22 protein-coding genes are annotated in these 24,910 nt (G+C 60.5%); 9 read left to right on the top strand and 13 right to left on the bottom strand.

Translation table 11 applies throughout. From position 1 onward, the window contains the following. Window positions 1-379: 379 nt before the first annotated feature. From INT12_RS12535 to INT12_RS12575, 9 genes are all read right to left on the bottom strand, one after another. Complete coding sequence (locus INT12_RS12535; protein ID WP_017848056.1) at window positions 380-1,117, bottom strand: secretin N-terminal domain-containing protein; 738 nt, start codon at window positions 1,115-1,117, stop codon at window positions 380-382. Between the two features lie 238 nt (window positions 1,118-1,355). Continuing rightward, window positions 1,356-1,778, bottom strand: a complete 423-nt coding sequence (locus tag INT12_RS12540) for a GNAT family N-acetyltransferase (protein ID WP_017848055.1) — start codon at window positions 1,776-1,778, stop codon at window positions 1,356-1,358. After that, complete coding sequence (locus INT12_RS12545) at window positions 1,771-2,940, bottom strand: cupin domain-containing protein (protein ID WP_193058865.1); 1,170 nt, start codon at window positions 2,938-2,940, stop codon at window positions 1,771-1,773. The genes INT12_RS12540 and INT12_RS12545 overlap by 8 nt, the downstream gene beginning before the upstream one ends. Window positions 2,941-3,024: 84 nt before the next feature. After that, the gene (gene purB, locus INT12_RS12550) at window positions 3,025-4,395 is read right to left on the bottom strand and encodes an adenylosuccinate lyase (protein ID WP_017848053.1); all 1,371 of its coding nucleotides are present in this window, start codon (window positions 4,393-4,395) and stop codon (window positions 3,025-3,027) included. Window positions 4,396-4,520: 125 nt separating this feature from the next. Then, window positions 4,521-5,144: a high frequency lysogenization protein HflD gene (gene hflD, locus INT12_RS12555; RefSeq protein WP_017848052.1), complete on the bottom strand. Its 624-nt coding sequence runs from the start codon at window positions 5,142-5,144 to the stop codon at window positions 4,521-4,523. After that, the gene (mnmA, locus tag INT12_RS12560; RefSeq protein WP_046485054.1) at window positions 5,141-6,265 is read right to left on the bottom strand and encodes a tRNA 2-thiouridine(34) synthase MnmA; all 1,125 of its coding nucleotides are present in this window, start codon (window positions 6,263-6,265) and stop codon (window positions 5,141-5,143) included. Before mnmA ends, hflD begins: the two co-directional genes overlap by 4 nt. A gap of 59 nt (window positions 6,266-6,324) precedes the next feature. After that, window positions 6,325-6,771, bottom strand: a complete 447-nt coding sequence (locus INT12_RS12565; RefSeq protein ID WP_017848050.1) for an NUDIX hydrolase — start codon at window positions 6,769-6,771, stop codon at window positions 6,325-6,327. A 67-nt stretch (window positions 6,772-6,838) separates the two neighbouring features. Further along, window positions 6,839-7,240, bottom strand: coding sequence for a carbohydrate-binding module family 20 domain-containing protein (locus INT12_RS12570; protein ID WP_193039423.1), 402 nt, complete (start codon window positions 7,238-7,240; stop codon window positions 6,839-6,841). 383 nt (window positions 7,241-7,623) lie between these two features. After that, window positions 7,624-9,849 carry an NADP-dependent isocitrate dehydrogenase gene (locus INT12_RS12575; protein ID WP_017848049.1) on the bottom strand — a complete coding sequence of 742 codons (2,226 nt, stop codon included), beginning with the start codon at window positions 9,847-9,849 and terminating at the stop codon, window positions 7,624-7,626. 505 nt (window positions 9,850-10,354) lie between these two features. Here INT12_RS12575 and icd point away from each other — a divergent pair. Beyond that, a complete protein-coding gene (gene icd / locus INT12_RS12580; RefSeq protein ID WP_026140163.1) occupies window positions 10,355-11,611 on the top strand; it encodes an NADP-dependent isocitrate dehydrogenase in 1,257 nt (418 codons plus the stop codon). A gap of 79 nt (window positions 11,612-11,690) precedes the next feature. Here the strand turns inward: icd and cspD are convergent, their stop codons facing one another. After that, window positions 11,691-11,969: a cold shock domain-containing protein CspD gene (gene cspD / locus INT12_RS12585; protein ID WP_032804724.1), complete on the bottom strand. Its 279-nt coding sequence runs from the start codon at window positions 11,967-11,969 to the stop codon at window positions 11,691-11,693. 224 nt (window positions 11,970-12,193) lie between these two features. Between cspD and clpS the strand changes: the two genes are divergently transcribed. Beyond that, entirely contained in the window at window positions 12,194-12,562 is a 369-nt protein-coding gene (clpS, locus tag INT12_RS12590; RefSeq protein WP_010567912.1) for an ATP-dependent Clp protease adapter ClpS, read from the top strand. Between the two features lie 29 nt (window positions 12,563-12,591). Further along, window positions 12,592-14,862, top strand: a complete 2,271-nt coding sequence (gene clpA / locus INT12_RS12595) for an ATP-dependent Clp protease ATP-binding subunit ClpA (RefSeq protein WP_017848046.1) — start codon at window positions 12,592-12,594, stop codon at window positions 14,860-14,862. A 185-nt stretch (window positions 14,863-15,047) separates the two neighbouring features. Here the strand turns inward: clpA and infA are convergent, their stop codons facing one another. The 3 genes from infA to aat all read right to left on the bottom strand — a co-directional run bounded on the left by infA (window position 15,048) and on the right by aat (window position 16,810). Beyond that, window positions 15,048-15,266 (bottom strand): translation initiation factor IF-1, encoded by a 219-nt coding sequence (gene infA / locus INT12_RS12600; protein WP_002553999.1) that lies wholly within the window; start codon window positions 15,264-15,266, stop codon window positions 15,048-15,050. A gap of 100 nt (window positions 15,267-15,366) precedes the next feature. After that, window positions 15,367-16,074: an arginyltransferase gene (locus INT12_RS12605; protein WP_017848045.1), complete on the bottom strand. Its 708-nt coding sequence runs from the start codon at window positions 16,072-16,074 to the stop codon at window positions 15,367-15,369. A 55-nt stretch (window positions 16,075-16,129) separates the two neighbouring features. Further along, complete coding sequence (gene aat, locus INT12_RS12610; RefSeq protein ID WP_017848044.1) at window positions 16,130-16,810, bottom strand: leucyl/phenylalanyl-tRNA--protein transferase; 681 nt, start codon at window positions 16,808-16,810, stop codon at window positions 16,130-16,132. 501 nt (window positions 16,811-17,311) lie between these two features. On the opposite strand from aat, the gene ftsK reads away from it, so the two are divergent. Genes ftsK through cysG form a run of 6 tightly spaced genes read left to right on the top strand, consistent with a single transcriptional unit; the run spans window position 17,312 to window position 24,811 of the window. Continuing rightward, the gene (gene ftsK / locus INT12_RS12615) at window positions 17,312-19,717 is read left to right on the top strand and encodes a DNA translocase FtsK (RefSeq protein WP_017848043.1); all 2,406 of its coding nucleotides are present in this window, start codon (window positions 17,312-17,314) and stop codon (window positions 19,715-19,717) included. 54 nt (window positions 19,718-19,771) lie between these two features. Next, the gene (gene lolA, locus INT12_RS12620; protein ID WP_017848042.1) at window positions 19,772-20,395 is read left to right on the top strand and encodes an outer membrane lipoprotein chaperone LolA; all 624 of its coding nucleotides are present in this window, start codon (window positions 19,772-19,774) and stop codon (window positions 20,393-20,395) included. Between the two features lie 27 nt (window positions 20,396-20,422). Then, window positions 20,423-21,745, top strand: a complete 1,323-nt coding sequence (locus INT12_RS12625; protein ID WP_057004422.1) for a replication-associated recombination protein A — start codon at window positions 20,423-20,425, stop codon at window positions 21,743-21,745. After that, entirely contained in the window at window positions 21,745-22,119 is a 375-nt protein-coding gene (gene crcB / locus INT12_RS12630) for a fluoride efflux transporter CrcB (protein WP_017848040.1), read from the top strand. The genes INT12_RS12625 and crcB overlap by 1 nt, the downstream gene beginning before the upstream one ends. Before the next feature lie 16 nt (window positions 22,120-22,135). Beyond that, window positions 22,136-23,416: a serine--tRNA ligase gene (gene serS / locus INT12_RS12635; protein WP_017848039.1), complete on the top strand. Its 1,281-nt coding sequence runs from the start codon at window positions 22,136-22,138 to the stop codon at window positions 23,414-23,416. After that, the gene (cysG, locus tag INT12_RS12640; protein ID WP_017848038.1) at window positions 23,417-24,811 is read left to right on the top strand and encodes a siroheme synthase CysG; all 1,395 of its coding nucleotides are present in this window, start codon (window positions 23,417-23,419) and stop codon (window positions 24,809-24,811) included. It abuts the gene before it with no gap. Window positions 24,812-24,910 lie beyond the last annotated feature (99 nt).

The following is a 24,910-nucleotide window of genomic DNA, read 5'->3' on the forward strand; positions in this document are numbered from 1 at the left end:
TGGCGGGGAAGCGACGGGATGAACGAATGACGAGGGGGGAGTGGGGCAGGTAGGGGCAAACTGCGAACGGTCTTCGGGCGTCGTGGGCCTTGGGGCGATTCATCAGTGTGTAGCCGGGTTACCTGGTTAGCTTCCGTCCCTCGGGACAACTTCGTTCCAGTCGCAACCTCGTCAAACACACCTTGTGGGCGGTACAGACACGAATCGGCTCAGTTGGGTAGCTTAGAGCGACGATCCGAAGGCCCTTGCCAGGGCCTCTGATTAGCGGGAGCGAGGCCATCATGCCCATGCTTTTTTGGATCGTCAAATGTTTTGTAGTGCTTTTTTTCAGGCACTACATCTTTAGTCTTATACGACTCATCAGTCAGTTATCGGTGCTTCAGTTCAAGGTGTCGACTTTAACCCGTAAAGTCAGGTCGTCGCGGCCCTGGGTAGCGTAAGTGCGGGTCGTAGAGGATTTGTCGGCCTGGGTTTCGCGATTGATGCCGGCCAGCGGAATCCACTCGCCCAGGCGGCCGCTGACGGTTGTGTCGGTGCTTTGCACGTTCACTACATCGGGACGCTCCTGGCTCATGCGGTCACGGTTGGTACTGATCGCCAGGTGTACGGTGTCGCCGGTCACGCTGGCGGTGACGTAGAACCCCTGGGTGACGTTGCGGTATTGGGTCTGGTTCTGCGGGCGTCCGTAGGCATCGGGCTGGGTGGTGGTCAGTGGCACGCTCTGGCCTACCTGGATCAGTGCGGGCACGCCTTCACTGGCCTGGATCTGCTGGATGCCGCCGTCGCGGCTGGCGGTGCCGTAGCTGATGATGCGGGTCTGGCTGTCGCCGCTGCTTTGCTGGTTGTTTTCGTTGGTGTCGACGGTGATCAGCAGGCGCTTGGCCGGTATGTCCAGTTGCGAGAGCAGGGTGCGCAGGTCCTGGATCCTGACAGGGTCGGCATTGACGATCAGTTGATTGCCGTAGGCGCTGACGGTGCCGTCCTTGCCGAGGAAGTTCTGCGCCACGGGCAGCAGGTCGGCGCTGGTACGGTGGCTCAAATTGACGACTTCGGTGTCGGCCGCCGCTGTGAAGCTGGCGGTCAGGAGGAGGGCGGTGAGCAGGGTGCGTAGGGACATGTCCGTTATCTCTGCGAGTCATAAGGCTTGATAGTGCCAGTTTGTCGGCCTGGCGGGTCGCAAGTTGAATCGTAGACGGCAAAACACCCTGGCATCGGTGGATGGCAGGGTGTTTTGGGGTGCTGCTGGTAATGCTATCGGGGGCAAGCCCCCTCCCACACTTGACGGCATTCCAAGGGATGTCTCGGTCAAAATGTGGGAGGGGGCTTGCCCCCGATAGCAACGACGCGGTCTCGGATCAGCCCTCGCGCACCATATCGACGTGCGGAATCCCGACTTCGAGGAATTCCTCGCTGACGATCTTGAAGCCCAGTCGCTCATAGAACGGCGCCGCATAAACCTGCGCACTGAGGAACTGTTTGTTCTGGCCGCGCTTCTCGGCTTCGCCAATCACGGCTTCCATCAGCTTGTCGCCGACTTTAAGCCCGCGCCAGTCCTTGAGGACCGACACGCGGCCGATCTCGCCGCTGGGCAGCAGGCGCGCGGTACCAATCGGAAAGTCGCCCTCGAACGCGAGGAAATGCACGGCGTCCGCGTCGTCTGCGTCCCATTCCAGTTCGGGTGGGACCGATTGTTCGGCGATAAATACTGCTTCACGAATGCGCCGAATCTCGGCGATATCCTTATGCCAGTTCGCGACATTGACGTGAATCTTATTCATCGGCAAACCCCAGGCTTCCCTGCTTGACCAGCTCGCACAGCAGGTCGCGGGCATCGTCGTCCGCCAGCCATTCGCTCAGGTTGTCGATGTGCAGAGCGTCGGCTGCGCAGATCATTTTCAGCAGTTCGCGCAGCTTGCCCGGCAGGTAACGGCTCTGACCGCTGGCGAACAGCAGCAGGTCGTCGTCGACTTCGGACCAGGCCATGCGCGCGCTTGGGTTGCGGATCAACACGCCGCCATCTTCCAGGCTGCCGACCACGTCTTCTTCCAGCAGCTCTTCCGGGCCGGCGACCAGTTCCGGGTAGCGCGGCTCGGTCATGAACTGGCCGAACCAGGTCAGCAGCATGCGCTCGTCGCTCATGTGCTCGGCCAGCAGGCTCTTGAGGCGGTCGAGGGCATCGCTCTGGATCTGGTGTGGATCGCTGGCCGGTTGGATGTCGGCGTCGGTGTAACGCTCTTCGTCGGTCAGGTACTGGCTGAGGAAGTCGGTGAAGTGGGTCAGCACTTCGGCGGCGCTTGGCGCGCGGAAGCCGACCGAGTAGGTCATGCAGTCATCTTCGGCAATGCCATAGTGGGCCAGGCGTGGCGGCAGGTAGAGCATGTCGCCTGGTTCCAGCACCCATTCGGCGATCTCTTCGAATTCGGCGAGGATGCGCAGGTCGGCGTGTTGCAGCATCGGGCTGTCAGAGCTGCACATCTGGCCGATCTTCCAGTTGCGCTTGCCATGGGCTTGCAGCAGGAACACGTCGTAGTTATCGAAGTGCGGACCTACGCTGCCACCGGGCGCGGCGAAGCTGATCATCACGTCGTCGATACGCCAGCTGGGCAGGAAGCGGAACTGCTCGAGCAGTTCGGCGACTTCCGGCACGCACTGGTCGACCGCCTGCACCAGCAGGGTCCACTCGCGCTCGGGCAGGGTGCTGAAGGTGTCTTCGGCGAACGGGCCGCGGCGCAGTTCCCACGGACGCTCGCCGTGTTCGATCACCAGGCGCGACTCGACTTCTTCTTCCAGGGCCAGGCCGGCCAGTTCATCGGCGTCGATCGGGCTTTCGAAATCAGGAATGGCCTGACGGATCAGCAGCGGTTTTTTCTGCCAGTAGTCGCGCAGGAATTCCCGTGCCGTGATGCCGCCCAGAAGTTGAAGAGGGATATCAGGATTCATGTGTAACCTATTGAAAAAAAGCACTTTTCAGACTGGAATAAAAACGCCCGGCGCGGCCGGGCGTCTCAAAGGGGCTTGCGATGATCAGATGCGTTTGGCTTGGGCCACGGCGTTGCCGATGTAGTTGGCCGGGGTGAGCAGTTTCAGCTCGGCCTTGGCAGCGGCGGGCATGTCCAGGCCGTCGATGAAAGTTTGCAGTGCTTCAGGGCTGATGCCTTTGCCGCGCGTCAACTCTTTGAGCTTCTCATACGGGTTTTCGATGTTGTAGCGGCGCATCACGGTCTGGATCGGTTCGGCCAGAACTTCCCAGCATGCATCCAGGTCAGCGGCGATTTTCTGCTCGTTGAGTTCCAGCTTGCTGATGCCTTTGAGGCTGGCTTCGTAGGCGATCACGCTGTGGGCAAAGCCCACGCCGAGGTTGCGCAGTACGGTGGAGTCGGTCAGGTCGCGCTGCCAGCGGGAGATCGGCAACTTGCTGGCCAGGTGCTGGAACAGGGCGTTGGCGATGCCGAGGTTGCCTTCGGAGTTTTCGAAGTCGATCGGGTTGACCTTGTGCGGCATGGTCGACGAACCGATTTCGCCGGCAATGGTGCGCTGCTTGAAGTAGCCCAGGGAGATGTAGCCCCAGACGTCACGGTCGAAGTCGATCAGGATGGTGTTGAAGCGCGCAATCGCGTCGAACAGCTCGGCGATGTAGTCGTGCGGTTCGATCTGCGTGGTGTACGGGTTGAAGCCCAGGCCCAGTTCGTCTTCGATGAAGGCGCGGGCGTTGGCTTCCCAGTCGACCTCCGGGTAGGCCGACAGGTGGGCGTTGTAGTTGCCCACGGCGCCGTTGATCTTGCCCAGCAGCGGGACGGCCGCCACTTGAGCGATCTGGCGCTCCAGGCGATACACCACGTTGGCCAGTTCTTTGCCCAGGGTGGTCGGCGAGGCCGGTTGACCGTGGGTGCGCGACAGCATCGGCACAGCAGCGAAGCGGATCGCCAGTTCGCGGATGGCTTCGGCGGTCTGGCGCATCAGCGGCAGCATCACCTCATCACGGCCTTCGCGCAGCATCAGGGCGTGGGACAGGTTGTTGATGTCCTCGCTGGTGCAGGCGAAGTGGATGAATTCGCTGACGTTGGCCAGTTCCGGCAGCTTGGCCGCTTGCTCTTTGAGCAGGTATTCGATGGCTTTGACGTCGTGGTTGGTGGTGCGCTCGATCTCTTTGACACGCTCGGCGTGCTCCAGAGAGAAGTTTTCCGCCAGAGTGTTCAATACCGCGTTGGCTTCGGCGGAGAACGCCGGCACTTCACTGATGGCAGGGTGAGCGGCCAGGCGCTGGAGCCAGCGCACTTCAACCAGTACGCGGGCACGGATCAGGCCGTATTCACTGAAAATCGGGCGCAGGGCCTGGGTCTTGCCGGCGTAGCGGCCGTCAACAGGGGAAACCGCAGTGAGCGAAGAGAGCTGCATGGGGTGTTCTCGGACAGTCGGGCAACGAAATGGGGCGCGTATCATACATGAAAAAATCCGCCGGTCCGTTGCCAACTGACCGGCGTATTACGCGTAACGGCTTGAAAATAGCTCGTGGCTGCGACTTATTCGTTGCGCATCAACGGGTAAAGCTCTTTGAGCAATTTGCGACGGCTGATGACCAACTGCCAACGATGACCGCCCAACTGGCGCCACAACCGCGCCGAGCGGATACCGGCCAGAAGCAGGGCGCGGATCTTCGAGGCGTTGTTCGGTTGTTGCAGGTTGCGCATGTCGCCATGCACCTGGATGCGCTGGCGCAATGTGCTCAAGGTGTCCTGGTACAGCGCGCCGCAGGCGGCGATGACGTTTTCGTGGGCCGGGCCGAAGTGTTCAACCTGGGACTGGATCTGCGGCAGGCGCTTGCCGATGGTCTCCAGCAGGTCGTCACGCTTGGCCAGTTGGCGCTCAAGGCCGAGCATCGACAGGGCGTAGCGCAGCGGTTCGCGCTGCAAGGTGCTCGGGTCGCGTTCCAGTGCGCCGACCAGTGCGCGGTAGCCTTCACGCAGCGCCAGGTCGTCACCGCCATAGACTTCCAGGGTATCCTTGGGGTCGCGAACCAGCAGGCTGCCGAGCATGCAGGTCAGGCCGGCCTCGGTAACCTGGCCGGTCTTGGCGATCTTGTCCACCAGCACTGCGGCGAGGAAGACCCCGCCGAGTGCCGTCAGTTGCTCCTGGATCGGGCTCATGCCGGGTTGCTCCAGGGTTCGGCGACTTCAATCACGCCGCCCCCCAGGCACACCTCGCCATCGTAGAACACCACGGACTGGCCAGGCGTGACCGCGCGCTGCGGGTCATCGAAGGTGGCGCGGTAACCGTCGGCGGTTTTTTCCAGGGTGCAGGGCTGGTCGCTCTGGCGATAGCGCACCTTGGCGGTCAGGCGGCGCGGCGCGCTCAGGTCCACCGGGTTGACCCAGTAGATATCCGAAGCGAGCAGTGCGCGGGAGAACAGCCATGGGTGGTCATTGCCCTGGCCGACGATCAGTTCGTTGTGCTCCAGGTCCTTGACCAGCACGTACCACGGCTCGTCGCCGGCGTCTTTCAAACCGCCGATGCCCAGGCCCTGGCGCTGGCCGATGGTGTGGTACATCAGGCCGTGATGGTGGCCGATGACCTCGCCTTCGGTGGTTTTGATCTCGCCCGGTTGCGCTGGCAGGTATTGCTTGAGGAAGTCGCTGAAACGGCGCTCGCCGATAAAGCAGATCCCGGTGGAATCCTTCTTCTTGGCGGTGGCCAGGTCGTGCTGCTCGGCGATCCGGCGCACTTCGGGCTTTTCCAGTTCGCCGACCGGGAACAGGGTCTTGGCGATCTGTTCGCCGCCGACGGCGTGCAGGAAGTAGCTCTGGTCCTTGTTGGGGTCCAGGCCCTTGAGCAGTTCGGTGCGCCCGTCGATGTCACGACGGCGCACGTAGTGGCCGGTGGCAATCAGGTCGGCGCCGAGCATCATGGCGTAGTCGAGGAACGCCTTGAACTTGATCTCGCGGTTGCACAGGATGTCCGGGTTCGGCGTGCGGCCGGCCTTGTATTCGGCCAGGAAGTGCTCGAACACGTTGTCCCAGTACTCGGCGGCGAAGTTGGCGGTGTGCAGCTTGATGCCGATCTTGTCGCACACGGCCTGGGCATCCGCCAGGTCGTCCATGGCGGTGCAATATTCCGTTCCATCGTCTTCTTCCCAGTTCTTCATGAACAGGCCTTCCACCTCATAACCCTGCTCCATGAGCAGAACGGCGGAAACGGAAGAATCCACGCCGCCGGACATGCCGACGATGACGCGCTTCTTTTGTGTGTCAGAAGGGGCTGGATCACGCATAGGGTTTCAACGGGTGTCTTGAAAAAGGACGCGATTCTAACAGGCCCGAGCCTTCAAGGCTAAAGAGAAGGTCGGATCAATTCGAGACTGTGGCGAAAGCCGGCCAGATAATCATCGATACAACGGATGATCAGCTCACTGCGCCAGGCGTCGCGCAGGCCCATCAGCTCGTCACGGCTCAGCCAGCGGGCGCGCACGATGCCGTCGTCAAGTTGATAGTCCGGGCGGTGTTTCAGCGCCTTGGCGGTGAAGCAGACCCGCTGGTAGGTCACGCCGTTGCTCGGCGCGGTGTACAGGTAGATGCCGACGATGCCGGTGGCTTCGACGTCCCAGCCGGTTTCTTCGAGGGTTTCACGCACGGCGGCTTCGGTCAGGGTTTCGTGCGGGTCGAGGTGGCCGGCGGGCTGGTTGAGCACGGCGCGGCCGCCCTTGAGTTCTTCGACCATCAGGAAGCGGCCGTTGTCTTCGACGATGGTGGCGACGGTGATGTGGGGTTGCCAGGTCATGAATGGCTCTCGAATGCAGGTGGGGGCTAAATCATCCTGCATGATACGCCGGACGTGGCCGGGCTGCTCAGAACGTAGCAGTGGCCTGGGCTTGCGGGGAGAACTTCAATATCACTTCGTTATTCGGCCCAGCCTGCCATTTCTGTACATCCTGCGGGTTCTTTTCGTTGCGAATAATGCACTTCCATTCCACCTTTTCATCGAGCTGGACGCCTGAAAAACGCACCAGGCCGGTCCATGTCGGGTAGTTGGATGGGCTGAGTAAAACGGCGTTGGCAGGGTCCCATTTTCCGACTTCTGGGTGCGAGCCAACCACATAGACGCTATATCCTTGCGTTGTGACGCCGTTCTGGCAGGTAAAGCTCGCGTTGAGGAAGTATGTCATCTGGACGTTTTGGCCAGCGTTTGCCAGGGGCAGCAGCGCGAGCAAGAAAGCGCCCAGTGGCAATAGATAGTAGGTGCGCAACATTTGATGGTCTCCCGGTCTCGGCTCGGTCGTCACGGGATAAGGATTGTCTTCAGAGGGCTGAGGGGCACCTGTTAGAACTTACAGTTCATTAGAGTCTTTCGCGATTGTTCTGCCTTCGTGAGGGCCTGAAAAGTTGTCTTCGACGATGGTGTGGGGTTGCCAGGTCATTGGATGCCTCTCGATTCTGAGTGCGGTGCGGTCTTCAGGCAGGATTGCAGTCGGTGTGGGAGGGGGCTTGCTCCCGATGGCGGTGGGGCAGTCGACTTATTGGTAGCTGACTCACTGCCATCGGTAGCAAGCTCCCTCCCACATTTGAATCCGGTTTATTCGCTGGAAACACAAACCCCGGCACGGGGCCGGGGTTTGTTTGCATCCTTACAACCTTACTTCAGCTTGGCAATTGCCGCGTTGAGGGTGTTGCTCGGGCGCATGACCTTGCTGGTCAGCTCCGGGTTCGGCGCGTAGTAGCCGCCGATGTCCACTGGCTTGCCCTGTACGGCGTTGAGCTCGGCAACGATGGTTGCTTCGTTCGCGGCGAGGGTCTTGGCCAGTTCGCCGAATTGCGCTTGCAGCGCGGTGTCTTCGGTCTGTGCGGCCAGGGCTTGGGCCCAGTACAGCGCCAGGTAGAAGTGGCTGCCGCGGTTGTCGATGTTGCCGACTTTGCGCGATGGCGACTTGTTGTTGTCGAGGAACTGGCCGGTGGCCTGGTCCAGGGTCTTGGACAGCACCAGGGCTTTCGGGTTGTTGTAAGTCACGCCCAAATGCTCAAGCGATGCGGCCAGGGCCAGGAACTCGCCCAGGGAATCCCAACGCAGGAAGTTTTCTTCCAGCAGTTGCTGCACGTGCTTGGGTGCCGAACCGCCAGCGCCGGTTTCGAACAGACCGCCACCGTTCATCAGCGGCACGATCGACAGCATCTTGGCGCTGGTGCCCAGTTCCATGATCGGGAACAGGTCGGTCAGGTAGTCGCGCAGTACGTTACCGGTCACCGAGATGGTGTCCAGGCCCTTGCGGGTGCGCTCCAGGGTGAACTTCATCGCGTCGACCGGCGACATGATGCGGATGTCCAGGCCGTCGGTGTTGTGGTCTTTCAGGTAGGTCTGGACTTTCTCGATCACCGCACCGTCGTGGGCGCGTTGTGGGTCCAGCCAGAAGATGGCCGGGGTGTTGCTGGCGCGGGCGCGGTTGACGGCGAGTTTGACCCAGTCCTGGATCGGCGCGTCTTTGGCCTGGCACATGCGGAAGATGTCGCCGGCTTCGACGGCCTGTTCCATCAGCAGGTTGCCCTTGCTGTCGGTAACGCGGACGACGCCGTCAGCCTTGACCTGGAAGGTCTTGTCGTGAGAGCCGTACTCTTCGGCTTTCTGTGCCATCAGACCAACGTTCGGCACGCTGCCCATGGTGGTCGGATCGAACGCGCCATTGGCCTTGCAGTCTTCGATGACAGCTTGGTAGATGGTGGCGTAGCAGCGATCCGGGATCACGGCCTTGGTGTCGTGCAGCTGGCCGTCGGTGCCCCACATTTTGCCGGAGTCACGGATCATGGCCGGCATCGAGGCGTCGACGATCACGTCGCTCGGCACGTGCAGGTTGGTGATGCCTTTGTCGGAGTTGACCATCGCCAGGGAAGGGCGAGCGGCGTAGACCGCCTGGATATCGGCTTCGATCTGCGCTTGCTGCTCGGCCGGCAGGGCCTTGATGCGAGCGTACAGGTCGCCGATGCCGTTGTTCAGGTTGAAGCCGATCTGCTCCAGCACGGCGGCGTGCTTGGTCAGGGCGTCTTTATAGAACTCGGCAACGATCTGGCCGAACATGATCGGGTCGGAGACCTTCATCATGGTGGCTTTCAGGTGAACCGACAGCAGTACGCCTTGTTTCTTGGCGTCTTCGATTTCAGCGGCGATGAAGCTGCGCAGGGCGTTCTTGCTCAGCACGGAGCTGTCGATGATTTCGCCAGCTTGTACGGAAGTCTTTTCCTTCAGTACGGTCGCGGTGCCGTCTTTAGCGATCAGTTCGATTTTGACCGCGTCGGCTGCCTCGATCTGTACGGCTTTTTCGCTGCCGTAGAAGTCGCCGTGGCTCATGTAAGCGACGTGGGACTTGGAGTCGGCAGCCCAGGCGCCCATCTTGTGCGGGTGCTTACGTGCGTAGTTCTTGACCGACAGCGGTGCGCGGCGGTCGGAGTTGCCTTCGCGCAGTACCGGGTTCACGGCGCTGCCCTTGATCTTGTCGTAACGTGCGCGGGTTTCTTTTTCCGCGTCGGTGGTTACGGTTTCCGGGTAGTCCGGCAGGGCGTAGCCCTTGGCTTGCAGTTCTTTGATCGCCGCCTGCAGTTGAGGCGTCGAGGCGCTGATGTTAGGCAGCTTGATGATGTTGGCTTCAGGCGTAACGGCCAGGGCGCCCAGTTCGGCGAGGTGGTCCGGGACGGCTTTGGTGCCCAGTTGCTCGGGGAAGCTTGCGAGGATGCGCCCGGCGAGGGAGATGTCGCGGGTTTCCACGGCAATATCAGCGGAAGCGGTGAAGGCCTCTACGATAGGCAGCAGTGAATAGGTGGCGAGGGCTGGTGCTTCGTCGGTGAAGGTGTAGATGATCTTCGAGCGGGTGGGCATATTCGGATTAACTCTCTTCTTTGCTGAAAGCGTGCGCAGAAACTCGAGATGCGCCGGGTAGAGCGCGTTCGTTCAAAGTCATCCATGAGCGAAAGGTCGAGGTTTCTTCGCGGTGATGTTGGGTTGCATCAGTCGAGCGTCAAGCGGGTGGACTATTGTTTAGTCCGGCTTTTCTGGCGCTGGGCGCTGCTTTCTATTGAAGAAGCAGGCAGTCGGCCGTCGTGACTCTTTGGTCAGCGGCGGCATTATACATAGGTCGCTATGCTTACGCCGAGCCTTCATACAAAAGGTGGGTCGTCCATTGGTCTAAAGGTCGCAGGGACCAAGTTGCGCCTAAAGTCGCATGATGTGCTCAAGATTGGCGCTTTTCCCTTTGATTTCAAGCTTGTAGGCGACTAAATATGCTGTTTTCGATGCAAATGAGCGTGGCGTGAGGTTTAAGTCGTCATTTATCTGGAGTAGGCTCGAACGCAGCCAGATGTTCAATCCATAGATGGAGTTCAGCATGGGATACAAGAAGATTCAGGTTCCGGCAGTCGGCGACAAAATCACCGTCAATGCAGACCATTCTCTCAATGTTCCTGACCAACCGATCATCCCTTATATCGAAGGTGACGGTATCGGTGTCGACATCAGCCCAGTGATGATCAAGGTGGTCGACGCCGCTGTTGAAAAAGCTTACGGCGGCAAGCGCAAGATTTCGTGGATGGAAGTTTACGCCGGTGAGAAGGCGACCCAAGTCTATGACCAGGACACCTGGCTGCCCCAGGAAACCCTGGACGCGGTGCGCGATTACGTAGTCTCCATCAAAGGCCCGCTGACCACGCCGGTCGGTGGTGGCATCCGTTCGTTGAACGTGGCCCTGCGCCAACAACTCGACCTGTATGTGTGCCTGCGCCCGGTGCGCTGGTTCGAAGGCGTGCCGAGCCCGGTCAAAAAGCCTGGCGACGTGGACATGACCATCTTCCGCGAAAACTCCGAAGATATTTACGCCGGGATCGAGTGGAAAGCCGGTTCGCCGGAAGCGATCAAAGTGATCAAGTTCCTCAAGGAGGAAATGGGCGTCACCAAGATCCGTTTCGACCAGGATTGCGGTATCGGCATCAAGCCGGTGTCCAAAGAGGGCACCAAGCGCCTGGCGCGCAAGGCCCTGCAATATGTCGTGGATAACGACCGCGAGTCGCTGACCATCGTACACAAAGGCAACATCATGAAGTTCACCGAAGGTGCCTTCAAGGAATGGGCCTACGAAGTGGCGGCTGAAGAATTCGGCGCAACCCTGCTCGATGGTGGGCCGTGGATGCAGTTCAAGAACCCGAAGACCGGCAAGAATGTCGTGGTCAAGGATGCGATTGCCGATGCCATGCTGCAGCAGATCCTGCTGCGTCCGGCTGAATATGATGTGATTGCGACCCTCAACCTCAACGGTGACTACCTGTCTGACGCCCTGGCGGCGGAAGTCGGTGGTATCGGTATTGCGCCGGGCGCCAACTTGTCCGACACCGTGGCAATGTTTGAAGCCACCCACGGTACCGCGCCGAAATATGCCGGTAAGGACCAGGTCAACCCGGGTTCGCTGATCCTGTCGGCGGAAATGATGCTGCGCCACATGGGCTGGACCGAAGCGGCCGATCTGATCATCAAGGGCACCAATGGTGCTATCTCGGCCAAGACCGTGACCTATGACTTCGAGCGCCTGATGGAGGGCGCGAAGTTGGTGTCGTCGTCGGGCTTTGGCGATGCGCTGATCTCGCACATGTAAACACGCAGGCATAAAAAACGGCTACTCCAATGGGTTGGGTGGCCGTTTTTTATTTGCATGCTTCTCGCTTGGCAGTGAATCAGGCCGTTAGCTTCTTTTCTTTTTGAGCGGCGGATACAACGGGTTTTGCAGGTGTAGTGATCGCGATTGCACAGATATTCACAGCGTGCAGCCCTTTCGGTCCTTGAATGATCTCAAAACTCACAGTTTGGCCCGCTTTCAGCGTTTTGTAGCCATCCATTTTGATCTCGGAATAATGCGCAAAAAGGTCCTCGGTCTTACCTTCTTCATTAATGAAGCCGTAACCCTTGGCATTGTTGAACCATTTGACCTTGCCACTGATCTTGACGCCAGACATACCCATATCCCTCTGCACCAGACTCCATCACTGGAGTATCATCCAGTTTATCCGTCCTAACCCGAATAAATAAGGTTGACTGCGCGGACCTTTTTTACCCACTGTGGGTTCTATTGGTTGTAACACCGATTTGCCGATAGTCAAGGTGACCGAACGGTCAGAGTTGAAATTCTGACAGGTCGCCCCCACCACTGTATTTGAACCACTGACGAACCTTTCTTTCCATGCATGCAATCAGCCAGATTCGACTAACATTCAATCAGGATCGACCGGATCACGAGCACGATGACGACGGTTCTGCAGGCATTGCTGTTCAGGAGGCCAAGCCTGCTCTACAGGCGCCGCCGATGTACAAGGTGGTTTTGTTCAACGATGACTACACACCGATGGATTTCGTGGTCGAAGTACTCGAGGTGTTTTTTAACCTGAACCGCGAGTTGGCGACCAAGGTAATGCTGGCCGTTCACACAGAAGGACGGGCAGTATGTGGAGTGTTTACCCGCGACATCGCCGAGACAAAGGCCATGCAGGTCAACCAGTACGCCAGGGAAAGCCAGCATCCGCTACTCTGTGAAATCGAGAAGGACGGTTAACGCCGACCACTTGGGTATGAGGTGAAGCTATGTTAAACCGCGAGCTCGAAGTCACCCTCAATCTTGCCTTCAAAGAGGCCCGTTCGAAGCGTCATGAATTCATGACCGTCGAGCACCTGCTGCTGGCACTTTTGGATAACGAAGCTGCCGCCACCGTTTTGCGTGCGTGCGGCGCCAACCTCGACAAACTCAAGCATGACCTGCAGGAGTTCATCGACTCCACGACGCCACTGATCCCCGTGCATGACGAGGACCGTGAAACCCAGCCGACCCTGGGCTTTCAGCGGGTATTGCAGCGTGCTGTTTTCCACGTACAGAGCTCCGGTAAGCGTGAAGTCACGGGCGCCAATGTGCTTGTCGCCATCTTCAGCGAACAGGAAAGCCAGGCAGTGTTCCTGCTCAAGCAGCAGAGCGTTGCCCGTATCGATGTCGTCAACTACATCGCCCACGGTATCTCCAAAGTGCCTGGGCACGGCGATCATTCCGAGGGTGAGCAGGAAATGCAGGACGACGAGGGCGGTGAGTCTTCTTCTTCGGGCAACCCATTGGATGCCTATGCCAGCAATCTCAATGAGCTGGCGCGCCAGGGGCGGATCGATCCGCTGGTGGGGCGCGAGGCTGAAGTTGAGCGCGTGGCGCAGATCCTCGCGCGTCGTCGCAAGAACAACCCGTTGCTGGTGGGCGAGGCGGGCGTGGGTAAAACCGCGATTGCCGAAGGCCTGGCCAAGCGTATCGTAGACAACCAGGTGCCGGACTTGCTGGCCAGCAGCGTCGTCTACTCCCTTGACCTCGGCGCGTTGCTCGCCGGGACCAAGTACCGCGGCGATTTCGAGAAGCGCTTCAAGGCGCTGCTCGGCGAGCTGAAAAAACGCCCGCAGGCGATCCTGTTCATCGATGAAATCCACACGATCATTGGGGCCGGTGCGGCCTCCGGTGGTGTGATGGATGCTTCCAACCTGCTCAAGCCGTTGTTGTCGTCGGGTGATATCCGTTGCATCGGCTCGACCACGTTCCAGGAATTCCGCGGGATCTTCGAGAAAGACCGTGCCCTGGCGCGTCGCTTCCAGAAAGTCGACGTGTCCGAGCCTTCGGTTGAAGACACCATCGGCATCCTGCGTGGGCTCAAGGGGCGTTTCGAAGCGCACCATGGCATCGAGTACACCGATGAAGCGTTGCGGGCCGCTGCCGAGCTGGCGTCGCGCTACATCAACGATCGGCACATGCCGGACAAGGCCATCGACGTGATCGACGAGGCGGGTGCCTATCAGCGTCTGCAGCCGGTCGAGAAGCGTGTGAAGCGCATCGACGTGGCTCAGGTCGAGGATATCGTGGCCAAGATCGCGCGGATTCCGCCAAAACACGTCACCACCTCCGACAAAGAGCTGCTGCGTAACCTGGAGCGCGACCTCAAGCTCACCGTGTTTGGCCAGGATGCGGCCATCGACTCGCTGTCCACTGCGATCAAGTTGTCGCGGGCGGGCCTCAAGTCGCCGGACAAGCCCGTCGGTTCGTTCCTGTTCGCCGGCCCGACCGGCGTCGGCAAGACCGAAGCGGCTCGGCAGTTGGCCAAGGCCATGGGCATTGAGTTGGTGCGGTTCGACATGTCCGAATACATGGAGCGTCACACCGTGTCGCGCCTGATCGGTGCGCCTCCGGGCTATGTCGGTTTTGATCAGGGCGGCCTGTTGACCGAGGCGATCACCAAGCAACCGCATTGCGTATTGCTGCTCGATGAAATCGAGAAGGCTCACCCGGAAGTCTTCAACCTGCTGCTGCAGGTCATGGACCACGGCACCCTGACCGACAACAACGGGCGCAAGGCGGATTTCCGCAACGTGATCGTGATCATGACCACCAACGCCGGTGCTGAAACCGCGGCGCGGGCGTCGATCGGCTTTACGCATCAGGATCACTCTTCCGATGCGATGGAAGTGATCAAGAAGAGCTTCACGCCGGAGTTCCGCAACCGTCTGGACACCATTATCCAGTTTGGTCGCCTCAGCCATGAGGTCATCAAAAACGTGGTGGACAAGTTCCTCACCGAGCTTCAAGCGCAGTTGGAAGACAAGCGCGTGCAGCTGGAAGTGACGGACGCGGCGCGCAATTGGCTGGCCGAAGGTGGTTACGACGCGGCAATGGGCGCTCGCCCGATGGCGCGTCTGATCCAGGACAAGATCAAGCGGCCATTGGCTGAAGAGATCCTGTTCGGCGAGCTCTCCGACCATGGTGGCGTGGTGCATATCGACCTGAAGGACGGCGAGCTGACCTTCGAGTTCGAAACCACGGCCGAAATGGCCTGATCGTTCTGCAGCTACGCAAAAGGCGCCGAAAGGCGCCTTTTTGCTGTCTTGAAATGTAATTGCCAGAACAATGGCGATCCAATGTGGGAGGGAACAAGCCCCCTCCCGCATTGGGTTTCGGGTGTCAGGTAAATGCTATACACACAAAAACGCCCGGCATAACCGGGCGTCTTGTATTGACTTGATTAGCGGGCGCGGTAAGTGATGCGCCCTTTGCTCAAGTCATAGGGCGTCAGCTCGACGCGCACTTTGTCACCGGTAAGAATACGAATGTAGTTCTTGCGCATCTTGCCGGAGATATGCGCGGTTACGACGTGCCCATTTTCCAACTCCACACGAAACATGGTGTTGGGCAGGGTGTCGACGACAGTGCCTTCCATTTCGAAGCTGTCTTCTTTCGACATGCAGTAAAGCCCTCGGTATCCAGTGAATGGCCCGGTGCAACTGCGCCAGGCAAAAGCGGCGTGCATTGTGCCCGAAAAAGGGTGTTTAAGCCAAGAGGTTCTAGTTAAGCGTGACCCATCTTTGATTAATCAGCAGTTCAATCGGCCGATATTGGGTCTTGTAGTTCATCTTTTTGCAGTTTTTGATCCAGTATCCAAGGTACACCGCCTCCAGTTCCAGGCGCCGGGCTTCGCTGATTTGCCAGAGGATCGCGAAACGTCCCAGGCTGCGCCGCTCTTCGTCGGGTTCATAGAAGGTGTACACCGCCGACAGGCCGTTGGGCAGCAAATCGGTCACGGCGACGGCCAGCAGGCGCCCGTCGAGTCGGAATTCGTAGAAGCGTGAGAAAGGCAGTTCACGCACCAGGAAGGTGGAAAACTGGTCGCGACTGGGTGGGAACATGTCGCCGTCGGCGTGGCGTTGTTCGATGTAGCGCTGGTAAAGATCGAAGTATTCTTCGCTGAACCTGGGGTTGGCCGCCGTGACCGTCAGGTCGGCGTTGCGCTTGAGGATGCGCTTCTGGTTGCGGTCCGGCACAAACTGCGCCACGGGAATACGTGCCGGCACGCAGGCATTGCAGTTTTGGCAGTGCGGTCGGTACAGGTGATCGCCGCTGCGCCGAAAGCCCATTTCCGAAAGGTCGGCATACACATGCACGTCCATCGGCTGGCTGGGGTCGAGGAACAGCGTAGTGGCCTGTTCGTCGGGCAGATAGCTGCAAGAGTGGGCTTGAGTGGCATAAAACTTCAAGCGCGCCAGCTCGGTCATGATCAACCCTCGGATAAGCTTTGAAATAAGTGTAAGCCAGGTGCGAGGAAGTCGCCTAGGAAACCCACGGTCCAGCGTTGGGTTGGTCCAGATAGTCGCGCAGGAAGCCGGCGAACTCGCTGCGCGGTATGGCGCGGGCGCCCAGGCTGTGCAGGTGATCGTTGGGCATCTGGCAGTCGATCAGCACAAAACCCCATGCCTGCAGCTGCCGGGTCAGTGTGGCAAAACCGAACTTCGAGGCGTTATCGGCGCGGCTGAACATGGATTCGCCAAAAAACAGCCGGCCCATCGCCAGCCCATACAGGCCGCCCACCAGTTCGCCGTTGTCCCAGACCTCGACCGAGTGCGCGTAACCCCGTGCGTGCAGCTCCTGGTAGGCGCTCTGGATGCCTTCGGTGATCCAGGTGCCATCTGCATAGGCGCGAGGCGCGGCGCAGGCTTGGATGACCGCAGCGAAGTCCTGGTCGAAGGTCACGCGATAGCGCTGCTGGCGCAATAATTTGCCCAGGCTGCGGGATACGTGCAGTTCGTCGGGGAAAATCACCGTGCGAGGGTCCGGTGACCACCAGAGAATCGGCTGGCCTTGCGAGAACCACGGAAAGCAGCCGTGGCGATAGGCCTGGATCAGTCGCTCGGCCGACAGGTCGCCACCGGCGGCGAGCAGGCCATTGGGTTCGCGCATGGCTTTGGCCAGCGGCGGGAAGGTCAGGGTGTCGCGTTGTAACCAGGTCAGCATGGCATCCAGGCTTACGGAAGGGGAGGGGAGGGGAGTGGCAGGCGTCGGGCCTGCCCAGGAGGTTGATTATTGTCGACACGGCGTCAGGGGGCCAGCCCGAATCGGGCATTGCTGTGGATTAGCATGAGCGGGTGTTTCTGCAACTCTCTCTCTGAGACGTGGTCGTATTCGGGGCTGCCCCATGCAGGCCAATTGCCAAGCTTGCCTGGATTGCTAAAAACAGCGCATAAGCCTTTGTCAGCAAAGACAATGCATGCTCAAATTGAACAGTGTGTGACCCGTGAATTGTCCAGGCTGCCGCGCAAGGGGCAAGGGCGTGGCATCGCGGACACAAACCCGTACAATGCGGGCATTCTGGCGTTATCGCCGTTTCACTCGTCAATCGCTCGGTGTTAAAGGTAGATTTAACGGCGTTCGTTTATTTTTCGGCTGCTCGGATTGGGCGGCAGTGTGCAGTCATTCAACAGATGGACGCGCTAAAGGCGCAGGAAAAGACCCGTTTTGAAGAAATCCACCGCGACACAAAAAACAGTCGTGCCGGCCTGGCGTCAGCACCTGCATTATCGGCTCAAGGAAGGTGCGCTGATCGCCATCGGCGCGCTGTGCCTGTTCCTGATGATGGCCTTGCTCACCTATGGCAAGGACGATCCGGGCTGGAGCCACAACAGCAAGATCGATGACGTGCAGAACTTCGGTGGGCCTGCCGGTTCCTACAGCGCCGATATCCTGTTCATGGTGCTGGGTTATTTCGCGTACATCTTCCCGTTGCTGCTGGCGATCAAGACCTGGCAGATCTTCCGCCAGCGTCATGAGCCGTGGCAGTGGAGTGGCTGGCTGTTTTCCTGGCGCCTGATCGGCCTGGTGTTCCTGGTGCTGTCCGGCGCGGCGCTGGCGCATATCCATTTCCATGCGCCGACCGGCCTGCCGGCGGGCGCTGGCGGCGCGCTGGGTGAGAGCCTCGGCGACCTGGCCCGCAAGACCCTGAATATCCAGGGCAGCACCCTGATGTTTATCGCGCTGTTCCTGTTCGGCCTCACCGTGTTCACCGACCTGTCGTGGTTCAAGGTGATGGACGTGACCGGCAAAATCACCCTCGACCTGCTGGAACTGTTCCAGGGCGCCGCCAACCGCTGGTGGGCGGCCCGGGTGGAGCGCAAGCGCATGGTGGCCCAATTGCGCGAGGTGGACACCCGCGTCAACGAGGTCGTGGCCCCGAGCACGCCGGACCGGCGTGAACAGGCCAAGGTCAAGGAACGCCTGATCGAACGCGAACAAGCCCTGAGCAAGCACATGTCGGAGCGCGAGAAACAGGTGCCACCGGTGATTGCCCCGGCACCGCCCAAGGCTCCCGAGCCGAGCCATCGCGTGCAGAAAGAAAAACAGGCGCCGTTGTTTGTCGACAGCGCGGTCGAAGGCACGCTGCCGCCGATCTCGATTCTCGACCCGGCCGAGAAGAAACAACTCAACTATTCCCCGGAGTCCCTGGCGGCCGTCGGCCATCTGCTGGAAATCAAACTCAAGGAATTCGGCGTCGAAGTCTCGGTGGACTCGATCCACCCCGGCCCGGTGATTACCCGTTACGAAATCCAGCCAGCGGCCGGGGTCAAGGTCAGCCGAATCTCCAACCTGGCCAAAGACCTCGCCCGCTCCCTGGCCGTGACCAGCGTGCGCGTGGTGGAAGTGATCCCCGGCAAAACCACCGTGGGCATCGAGATTCCCAACGAAGACCGCCAGATCGTGCGCTTCTCCGAGGTGCTGTCGACCCCGGAATACGACAACTTCAAATCGCCGGTCACCCTGGCCCTGGGTCATGACATCGGCGGCAAGCCGGTAATCACCGACCTGGCGAAAATGCCTCACCTGCTGGTGGCCGGTACCACCGGTTCGGGTAAGTCGGTGGGGGTCAACGCGATGATCCTGTCGATCCTGTTCAAGTCCGGCCCGGAAGACGCCAAGCTGATCATGATCGACCCGAAGATGCTCGAATTGTCGATCTACGAAGGCATTCCGCACTTGCTCTGCCCGGTGGTCACCGACATGAAGGACGCCGCCAACGCCCTGCGCTGGAGCGTTGCCGAGATGGAGCGGCGCTACAAGCTGATGGCGAAGATGGGCGTGCGCAACCTGTCGGGCTTCAATGCCAAGGTCAAGGAAGCCCAGGACGCCGGCACGCCGCTGACCGACCCGCTGTACAAGCGCGAAAGCATCCACGACGAAGCGCCATTGCTGACCAAGTTGCCGACCATCGTCGTGGTGGTCGACGAATTTGCCGACATGATGATGATCGTCGGCAAGAAGGTTGAAGAGTTGATCGCACGTATCGCACAGAAGGCGCGTGCTGCCGGTATCCACTTGATCCTCGCGACCCAGCGGCCGTCGGTGGATGTGATCACCGGTCTGATCAAGGCCAACATCCCGACGCGCATGGCGTTCCAGGTGTCGAGCAAGATCGACTCGCGGACCATCATCGACCAGGGCGGCGCCGAACAATTGCTGGGCCACGGTGACATGCTCTACATGCCGCCGGGCACCAGCCTGCCGATTCGCGTGCATGGTGCGTTCGTTTCCGACGATGAAGTGCATCGCGTGGTGGAAGCCTGGAAACTGCGCGGTGCGCCGGAATACAACGACGACATCCTCGCCGGTGTTGAAGAAGCCGGCAGCGGCTTCGACGGCGGCAGCAGTGGTGGCGACGATGATGCCGAAACCGACGCGCTGTACGACGAAGCGGTGGCCTTCGTGTTGGAAAGCCGTCGCGCCTCGATCTCCGCCGTGCAGCGCAAGCTGAAAATCGGCTACAACCGCGCCGCCCGCATGATCGAAGCCATGGAAAATGCCGGCGTCGTCACCGCAATGAACACCAACGGCTCGCGCGAAGTCATCGCCCCCGGGCAGATGCGCGACTGATCACGCGCCGCGTGGCAGCACGCGGCGCGCCCTAACGACTCAATGAGGACTCCCATGCGTCTTATCCGCATGCTGTTGTTGCCGGCACTGGCCCTGACTGCTGTTTCGGCTCACGCTGATCCGGCCTCCGTCGCCAGCCTGACCAACCTGCTGGACAAATCCAAGACCCTGACCGCACGCTTCTCCCAGCTGACCCTGGATGCCGGCGGCACCCAGTTGCAGGAAACCGCCGGTGAAATGGCCGTGCAGCGCCCTGGGCTGTTCTACTGGCACACGGAAGGGAAGGCCGAGCAGACCATCGTTTCCGATGGCCAGAAAGTCACGCTGTGGGACCCGGATCTGGAACAGGCGACCATCAAAAAGCTCGATCCGCGCTTGAACCAGACCCCGGCGCTGTTGCTGTCGGGCGATGTGTCGAAGATCAACGACAGCTTCGAGATCACCTCCAAGCAAACCAGCAACGTGATCGAATTCACCCTCAAGCCGAAATCCAAGGACACGCTGTTCGACAGCCTGCACCTTTCGTTCGGTAACGGCGTGATCAATAACATGCGCCTGATCGACAGCGTCGGCCAGCGCACCGATATCCTGTTCACCGGGGTCAAGGCCAACGTGCCGGTGCCCGCGTCCACGTTCAAGTTCGACATCCCCAAGGGTGCCGACGTGATCCAGGAATAACCTGCCTAGAGGTTTCAAACGCTGCCCATGGACCTGTTTCGAAGTGACCCGATCGCTCAACCCCTGGCCGCACGCTTGCGTTCGACCAACCTGGATGAGTACGTCGGTCAGGAACACCTGCTCGCTCGCGGCAAGCCTTTGCGCGAAGCCCTGGAGCAGGGTGCGCTGCACTCGATGATTTTCTGGGGGCCGCCGGGGGTGGGTAAAACCACGCTGGCGCGGCTGTTGGCGAAAGTCTCGGATGCCCACTTCGAAACGGTCTCGGCGGTGCTGGCTGGGGTCAAAGAGATCCGCCAGGCCGTGGAAGTGGCCAAGCAGCAGGCCGGGCAATACGGCAAGCGCACCATCTTGTTCGTCGACGAAGTGCATCGCTTCAATAAGTCGCAGCAGGACGCGTTCTTGCCGTATGTCGAAGACGGCACGCTGATTTTTATCGGTGCGACCACCGAGAACCCGTCCTTCGAATTGAACAACGCCTTGCTCTCGCGGGCGCGGGTGTATGTGCTCAAGAGCCTGGATGAAGCGGCGATGCAAAAGCTGCTGCAGCGCGCCTTGAGCGAAGACAAGGGCTTGGGCAAGCGGCAGTTGAGCCTCAGCGAAGAAGGCTTCAAGATCCTGTTCAGCGCCGCCGACGGCGATGGGCGGCGCTTTCTGAACCTGCTGGAGAACGCCTCCGACCTGGCCGAGGACGGCAGCGAGATTGGCGTCGAACTCCTGCAAAGTCTGCTCGGCGACACGCGCCGGCGTTTCGACAAGGGGGGTGAAGCGTTCTACGATCAGATTTCGGCGCTGCACAAATCGGTGCGCGGCTCCAACCCCGACGGCGCGTTGTACTGGTTCGCGCGCATGATCGACGGTGGCTGCGACCCGCTCTACCTCGCGCGCCGCGTGGTGCGTATGGCCAGCGAAGACATCGGCAACGCCGACCCCCGCGCCTTGAGCCTGTGCCTTGCGGCGTGGGAAGTGCAGGAACGCCTGGGCAGCCCCGAAGGCGAGCTGGCGGTGGCCCAGGCCATTACCTACCTGGCCTGCGCGCCGAAAAGCAACGCGGTGTACATGGGCTTCAAATCGGCACTGCGCGCCGCGGCCGAACATGGCTCCCTTGAAGTGCCGCTGCACCTGCGCAATGCGCCGACCAAATTGATGAAACAACTGGGTTACGGCGATGAATACCGCTACGCCCACGATGAACCGGACGCCTATGCCGCCGGCGAAGATTACTTCCCCGACGCGCTCGAGCCGCAGCCGTTCTACCAGCCAGTGCCCCGTGGCCTGGAGCTGAAGATCGGTGAAAAGCTCAATCACCTCGCTCAACTCGACCGTCTCAGCCCCAAACAGCGGAGAAAGTAGTGCTCAAGACGATTCTTGCCGTGTCCGTTGCTGGCATCGCTGGTACATTATTGCGTTTCGCCACTGGTAATTGGGTTAACGCCAACTGGCCGAGGCATTTTTATACGGCGACCCTGGCGGTCAACCTGGTGGGCTGCCTGATCATCGGGCTGTTGTACGGTTGGTTCCTGTTGCGCCCGGAAGTGCCGATTGAAATTCGTGCCGGCTTGATTGTCGGCTTTGTAGGCGGTCTGACGACCTTTTCATCCTTTTCACTGGATACGGTGCGCCTGCTGGAAAGCGGGCAGGCCCTGGTTGCCTTCGGGTACCTGGGCATCAGCGTGTTCGGCGGGCTGCTCGCCACCTGGGCCGGCCTGTCCTTGACCAAACTTTGATAAACGAGAGACCGACATGCTCGATTCCAAACTGTTACGTAGCAACCTTCAGGACGTAGCGGACCGCCTGGCATCCCGTGGCTTTGCCTTGGATGTTGCGCGCATCGAAGCGCTGGAAGAACAGCGCAAGACCGTCCAGACCCGCACCGAAGCACTGCAGGCTGAGCGTAATGCGCGTTCCAAGTCCATCGGGCAAGCCAAGCAGCGCGGTGAAGACATCGCGCCGTTGATGGCGGATGTCGAGCGCATGGGCACCGAGCTGTCCGACGGCAAACTCGAACTGGACAAGATCCAGGGCGAGCTGGATTCGATCCTGCTGGGCATTCCGAACCTGCCGCACGAGTCGGTGCCGGTCGGTGCGGACGAAGACGGCAACGTCGAAGTGCGCCGCTGGGGCACGCCAAAGGCCTTTGATTTCGCGATCAAGGACCACGTCGCCCTGGGCGAACTGAACGGCGGCCTGGATTTCGAAACCGCCGCCAAGCTGTCCGGTGCGCGCTTTGCCTTGCTGCGCGGCCCGATTGCCCGCCTGCATCGCGCCCTGGCGCAGTTCATGATCAACCTGCACACCGGCGAGCACGGCTACGAAGAGGCCTACACCCCGTATCTGGTTCAGGCGCCGGCCCTGCAGGGCACCGGCCAGTTGCCGAAGTTCGAGGAAGACCTGTTCAAGATCAGCCGCGATGGCGAAGCCGACCTGTACCTGATCCCGACCGCCGAAGTGTCGCTGACCAACATCGTCGCCGGCGAGATCCTCGACGCCAAGCACCTGCCGCTCAAGCTCGTCGCCCACACGCCGTGCTTTCGCAGTGAAGCCGGTGCATCGGGGCGCGACACTCGCGGCATGATCCGCCAGCACCAGTTCGACAAAGTCGAGATGGTGCAGGTTGTCGAGCCGTCGACCTCCATGGAAGCCCTCGAAGGCCTGACCGCCAACGCCGAACGCGTGCTGCAACTGTTGGAGCTGCCGTACCGCGTGCTGGCGCTGTGTACCGGCGACATGGGTTTCAGCGCTGTGAAGACCTACGACCTCGAAGTGTGGGTGCCGAGCCAGGATAAATACCGCGAGATCTCGTCGTGCTCCAACTGCGGTGATTTCCAGGCCCGTCGCATGCAGGCGCGTTTCCGCAACCCGGAAACCGGCAAGCCGGAACTGGTGCATACCCTCAACGGTTCGGGCCTGGCCGTAGGCCGTACCCTGGTGGCCGTGCTCGAAAACTACCAGCAGGCCGACGGTTCGATCCGTGTGCCGGACGTGCTCAAGCCGTACATGGCGGGCATCGAGGTCATCGGCTAAATGGAATTTCTGCCGCTGTTTCATAACCTGCGCGGCAGTCGTGTGTTGGTCGTCGGTGGCGGGGAGATTGCCTTGCGCAAGTCCCGACTGCTGGCCGACGCCGGTGCGCTGCTGCGGGTGGTTGCTCCCCAGATCGAAGACCAGTTGCGTGAGCTGGTGCTGGGCAGTGGCGGGGAACTGATCGTGCGCGGTTATCAGGAGGCCGACCTTGACGGTTGCACCCTGATCATCGCCGCAACGGATGACGAACCACTGAACGCGCAAGTGTCCAGTGATGCCAAGCGCCGTTGCGTACCGGTCAACGTGGTGGATGCGCCAGCCCTGTGCAGCGTGATCTTCCCGGCGATTGTCGACCGTTCGCCCCTGGTGATCGCGGTGTCCAGCGGCGGCGATGCGCCGGTGTTGGCGCGCTTGATCCGGGCCAAGCTGGAAACCTGGATTCCGTCCACGTATGGCCAGTTGGCCGGGCTGGCGGCGCGCTTTCGGGCCCAGGTCAAGCGTTTATACCCGGACGTGCAGCAGCGCCGCGCGTTCTGGGAAGAAGTCTTCCAGGGCCCGATTGCCGACCGGCAACTGGCAGGGCAGGGCGATGAAGCCGAGCGTTTGCTGATCGAAAAGGTCAACGGTGCGCCGCCTTATGCGCCGGGCGAAGTCTACCTGGTGGGCGCCGGCCCCGGCGATCCGGACCTGTTGACCTTCCGCGCCTTGCGTTTGATGCAGCAAGCCGATGTGGTGCTCTACGACCGTCTGGTGGCCCCAGCGATTCTTGAGCTGTGCCGTCGTGATGCCGAGCGCGTCTACGTGGGCAAGCGTCGCGCCGATCACGCCGTGCCCCAGGACCAGATCAACCAGCAATTGGTCGACCTGGCCAAGCAAGGCAAGCGCGTGCTGCGCCTCAAGGGCGGCGATCCGTTCATCTTCGGCCGTGGCGGCGAAGAGATCGAAGAACTGGCGGCCCATGGCATTCCGTTCCAGGTGGTGCCGGGGATCACGGCGGCCAGCGGCTGCGCGGCGTATGCCGGGATTCCGCTGACCCACCGTGACTATGCGCAATCGGTGCGCTTTATCACCGGTCACCTGAAGAACGGCACCTCGGACCTGCCTTGGGGTGATCTGGTGGGCCCGTCGCAGACCCTGGTGTTCTACATGGGCTTGATCGGTTTGCCGATCATCTGCGAACAGTTGATCAAGCATGGACGTTCGGCGGACACGCCAGCGGCGTTGATCCAGCAGGGCACCACGTCCAACCAGCGCGTGTTCACCGGCACCCTGGCCGACCTGCCGCGCCTGGTGGCGGAGCATGAAGTGCATGCGCCGACGCTGGTGATCGTCGGTGAAGTGGTGGTGCTGCGCGAGAAGCTCAAATGGTTTGAAGGCGCCCAGGCCCAGGTCTGAGCCTGAATGCATCGGGGGCAAGCCCCCTCCCACATTTTGGAATGCATTCCAATGTGGGAGGGGGCTTGCCCCCGATGAGGCCATTAGATCCAACCCAGC

Source organism: Pseudomonas sp. K8, from assembly GCF_014889455.1.
In the GTDB taxonomy this organism is placed as follows: Bacteria; Pseudomonadota; Gammaproteobacteria; order Pseudomonadales; family Pseudomonadaceae; genus Aquipseudomonas; species Aquipseudomonas veronii.

What these genes read in the sequence shown, in the direction of transcription:
- INT12_RS12535 (WP_017848056.1), bottom strand. Translation starts at nt 1,117, where the DNA reads ATGTCCCTACGCACCCTGCTCACCGCCCTCCTCCTGACCGCCAGCTTC.
- INT12_RS12540 (WP_017848055.1), bottom strand. Translation starts at nt 1,778, where the DNA reads ATGAATAAGATTCACGTCAATGTCGCGAACTGGCATAAGGATATCGCC.
- INT12_RS12545 (WP_193058865.1), bottom strand. Translation starts at nt 2,940, where the DNA reads ATGAATCCTGATATCCCTCTTCAACTTCTGGGCGGCATCACGGCACGG.
- purB (WP_017848053.1), bottom strand. Translation starts at nt 4,395, where the DNA reads ATGCAGCTCTCTTCGCTCACTGCGGTTTCCCCTGTTGACGGCCGCTAC.
- hflD (WP_017848052.1), bottom strand. Translation starts at nt 5,144, where the DNA reads ATGAGCCCGATCCAGGAGCAACTGACGGCACTCGGCGGGGTCTTCCTC.
- mnmA (WP_046485054.1), bottom strand. Translation starts at nt 6,265, where the DNA reads ATGCGTGATCCAGCCCCTTCTGACACACAAAAGAAGCGCGTCATCGTC.
- INT12_RS12565 (WP_017848050.1), bottom strand. Translation starts at nt 6,771, where the DNA reads ATGACCTGGCAACCCCACATCACCGTCGCCACCATCGTCGAAGACAAC.
- INT12_RS12570 (WP_193039423.1), bottom strand. Translation starts at nt 7,240, where the DNA reads ATGTTGCGCACCTACTATCTATTGCCACTGGGCGCTTTCTTGCTCGCG.
- INT12_RS12575 (WP_017848049.1), bottom strand. Translation starts at nt 9,849, where the DNA reads ATGCCCACCCGCTCGAAGATCATCTACACCTTCACCGACGAAGCACCA.
- icd (WP_026140163.1), top strand. Translation starts at nt 10,355, where the DNA reads ATGGGATACAAGAAGATTCAGGTTCCGGCAGTCGGCGACAAAATCACC.
- cspD (WP_032804724.1), bottom strand. Translation starts at nt 11,969, where the DNA reads ATGTCTGGCGTCAAGATCAGTGGCAAGGTCAAATGGTTCAACAATGCC.
- clpS (WP_010567912.1), top strand. Translation starts at nt 12,194, where the DNA reads ATGCATGCAATCAGCCAGATTCGACTAACATTCAATCAGGATCGACCG.
- clpA (WP_017848046.1), top strand. Translation starts at nt 12,592, where the DNA reads ATGTTAAACCGCGAGCTCGAAGTCACCCTCAATCTTGCCTTCAAAGAG.
- infA (WP_002553999.1), bottom strand. Translation starts at nt 15,266, where the DNA reads ATGTCGAAAGAAGACAGCTTCGAAATGGAAGGCACTGTCGTCGACACC.
- INT12_RS12605 (WP_017848045.1), bottom strand. Translation starts at nt 16,074, where the DNA reads ATGACCGAGCTGGCGCGCTTGAAGTTTTATGCCACTCAAGCCCACTCT.
- aat (WP_017848044.1), bottom strand. Translation starts at nt 16,810, where the DNA reads ATGCTGACCTGGTTACAACGCGACACCCTGACCTTCCCGCCGCTGGCC.
- lolA (WP_017848042.1), top strand. Translation starts at nt 19,772, where the DNA reads ATGCGTCTTATCCGCATGCTGTTGTTGCCGGCACTGGCCCTGACTGCT.
- INT12_RS12625 (WP_057004422.1), top strand. Translation starts at nt 20,423, where the DNA reads ATGGACCTGTTTCGAAGTGACCCGATCGCTCAACCCCTGGCCGCACGC.
- serS (WP_017848039.1), top strand. Translation starts at nt 22,136, where the DNA reads ATGCTCGATTCCAAACTGTTACGTAGCAACCTTCAGGACGTAGCGGAC.
- cysG (WP_017848038.1), top strand. Translation starts at nt 23,417, where the DNA reads ATGGAATTTCTGCCGCTGTTTCATAACCTGCGCGGCAGTCGTGTGTTG.